Genomic DNA, 2,999 nt, shown 5'->3' with positions numbered 1-2,999 from the left:
TATCACCTTTACCGCCAACAACTTGCTCTTCTTGTGATTTTTCTAATGAAAATGGGTGCATTTTCTTTTCCTTATTTACTTTCTCATGGATGGCATTACTGCCGGTTTTATTACGTGATACTCCGCCAAGAATTCACATAACGTTAAAACTAATCTTTTTGTTTAACCAATTTCATGATTACGGGAATAACTTTCGGATAGCTTGTAAACAATCTACCCAATTACCATCTTCGTCCCAACCTAGGCCACCATTTACTGATTTCAGTTGAACAAGACTTAACTCTTTCATGTATATTTCCTTTTTATCAATTATTAATGTTCTAACATGTAATCAACTATATAATCAGATATTGGAATACCTGATTGCTTTTCAAAACCAATAAACATGGGAGAAGGGTTCGCTTCTAAAAAATAATACTCACCGCTTTCGTTCCTTCTCCAATCTATAGCTGTCCAGCTGAGATATAGCTCTTTAGTTATCTCTACAGCTTGGCTATTTATTAACTCAGGAGTATCAATAACTATTAATTCAGCGCTATTATCTTCTCTAAAGTCCGCCATGTTGCTTTTTAGTTCAATGGATATAATGTACTTACCAACTACATAGGTTCGTATATTTGTCCCAGCAATAAACTCTTGCACTGTAATGGGAGACTTAGCCAATGCTGTTTCGACCCTTCCTGTTTCTAAATGGGACTCTGTCAACATTTCAGTATGTGCGCCACCGTAAACAGGTTTAAAAATACTTTGATCTAATTTTTTATAGATATCTTTTATATCTTCTAAGTTATTACCAATATACGTTTGCGGTATTTTGATACCTAAATCTTTTATTTTTTTCAATTGATAGGGCTTTTCTTGATGGTGTTGAAAAGCTTCCCAACTATTAACCCACTTAGTACCATTTTTTAAGTAAAACCATGTTCTTAAGCAGGCCATACTATCCTTTGCAGCAACACCCTGCTCAGTCATAAAGGTAGCCCGAGTTTCTTCATCAGATACACCCGAAAAGCTACGCCAAAAAACGGCTTTAATATCACTTAAGTTAATAAGCGTGCCGCAACTTAAAGTTAAACTGCCATAGCCATCATTAGGTGAAAAACTAAATTTTACTTTTCTTGGAAAGTCATGCGTTTGCAGTAAATATGCATCTACATTTCTCGCTTTTAATTTATTTAGTATTTTTAGAGCATGCTCATCATGTAACTGCCCAATAACAATATAAGCCATTTATAAACCCTATTAGTTAAGTGTGTAATAATCTAAATTGCCCATATCGCTTTCCGCTATGTTAAATATTTGACAGCTATTACTTATCACACCGTCTGAATCTAAATAACTGTCGATACAATCGGCTGCAATTTGCTTATCTAAAAAGCGCTCAAGTTCATATTCTGATTGGAAGTACTTAGCCATTTTATTATTCCTATTTTATTATTTTTGGCTGTAACAACTACGCTTTCAAATGTGCATATAAAATCAGCCAATTACTGGTTTAGAATTCAAATTCATGTCGCTCTATGTTTTCGACGGGATTAATAATGAGCGTATTTTTTAAATTTAGCAAAAGCCAAATAAGAGTAAGTTACATCTAAAAATCAATAATTTAACTTAAAACATTATTCTTTTATAATTTTATTTTATGGTCTAAATATGAAATAATCGTTTTGATAAGAGCTGCATATTATTTAATTAGTTGGTGAATTGATTGGGGCCGTTTCAACTATGAGTAGCAATGTTTAAAGTTTAGGAAATGACTATTTATGAATAAAGTAAACGCTTTTTTATAGATATAAGGATGATTCGTAAAAAGGTTTTATCGAAAACTTAATTGGCAAATTCAACTGGGATTCTCATTAAAACTATTATTTAAAATCTTGATCAGCAATTAACAATAAAATCACATTTTGAATCAAGCTTAGAATAAAAACCGCAATGTCAATAAAGTGATAAAAATGCCTGCTAAAGGGAAAGGTTTTGAATTACTCTGTCATCTTAAGTTATTTAGTAAGGGGTGGCAGAAAAGTGATTTAATATATGACCATAAAAAGGAGTTGTTTTTATCAATAAATCAACAATCACTGGCTCAAAAATGTAGATGTATGTCCGCTTACCAACGAAAAACCGAAGCAATCAATATGGTAACTATAGAAGAGCATGGCCTAATAAATTATTACCCGGATAGGAGGCTATAGTAACCTGGTGATGAAAGCCCCTAAAAAATTTAAAGCACAATAGATAAGCGATAGTTAGCGCTGGCAATAAGCTCAGCTATTTGGCTTGAGGGCCCATTAGTAATCAGAGTTTAATGCTTGGAGTTGATACAGCGTTATTACTTGTTAACCGTTTCTCAATAAAAGAGCGTACTCTCAATCGAACCACTGTATAAAAGGCTTTGATTGCAGCCAAAGCTTAGATCTCACATTACCTAAACAAGGTTATAAAATAATTAATTTATGGGTCTATTACCCATACCAGGGCTTAGGTTATATAACACCAATAAAAAGCTGTAAAAGCTAAACAGCGAGAACGCTACAGCTGGTCGTCGTTAAAAATGGAGGGGATTACCTGCCCTTTGTCTATATATTAAAGCTCGCAGTTTTTGAGGGCAAAAAAAAGGAGCATATCTGCTCCTTATTCATCTCATTTCTCGCAATAAGTTAATATTACTTCTCCGCCAAGAGGGGTAATATTATTTTTTAGATTCAAAAATACCAACCATCTTACTAAAAATTTCATCGATTTTATCCGCTACACTTTTAGTACCACCGTTAATATTAAATATCTCTTTCTTATTTAAAGTTTTCATTAAATCAACCTAAACAATCAAATACATCATTAATAGTATCAATAATACTATCAACTATTGATTTACCACCATTCACTTCCTCTAACTGTACTGCGTTTAATTCTTTCATTTTATTTTTCCTATCTGATTATTTAATTTTGATACCAACACATACACCATAATAATGGTCAACAAGCATAAAAACTGGACT

General features: G+C 32.7%; 2 protein-coding genes. Both read right to left on the bottom strand.

Annotated elements, in window-relative coordinates:
• Positions 1-312 precede the first annotated feature (312 nt).
• Positions 313-1,230, bottom strand: coding sequence for a hypothetical protein (locus GQR54_RS19380; RefSeq protein WP_166379694.1), 918 nt, complete (start codon positions 1,228-1,230; stop codon positions 313-315).
• Positions 1,231-1,242: 12 nt separating this feature from the next.
• On the bottom strand, positions 1,243-1,416 hold the full coding sequence (locus GQR54_RS19375) for a hypothetical protein (protein WP_004336037.1): 174 nt from the start codon (positions 1,414-1,416) through the stop codon (positions 1,243-1,245).
• Positions 1,417-2,999: the final 1,583 nt, after the last annotated feature.

The organism is Pseudoalteromonas sp. Z9A4 (assembly GCF_011378845.1).
In the GTDB taxonomy this organism is placed as follows: Bacteria; Pseudomonadota; Gammaproteobacteria; order Enterobacterales; family Alteromonadaceae; genus Pseudoalteromonas; species Pseudoalteromonas arctica.
Note: the sequence above shows the minus strand (reverse complement) of the source record. Positions and strands in the feature narration are given on the sequence as shown.

Coding starts and splice junctions, on each gene's coding strand:
- GQR54_RS19380 (WP_166379694.1), bottom strand. CDS start 1,230: ATGGCTTATATTGTTATTGGGCAGTTACATGATGAGCATGCTCTAAAA.
- GQR54_RS19375 (WP_004336037.1), bottom strand. CDS start 1,416: ATGGCTAAGTACTTCCAATCAGAATATGAACTTGAGCGCTTTTTAGAT.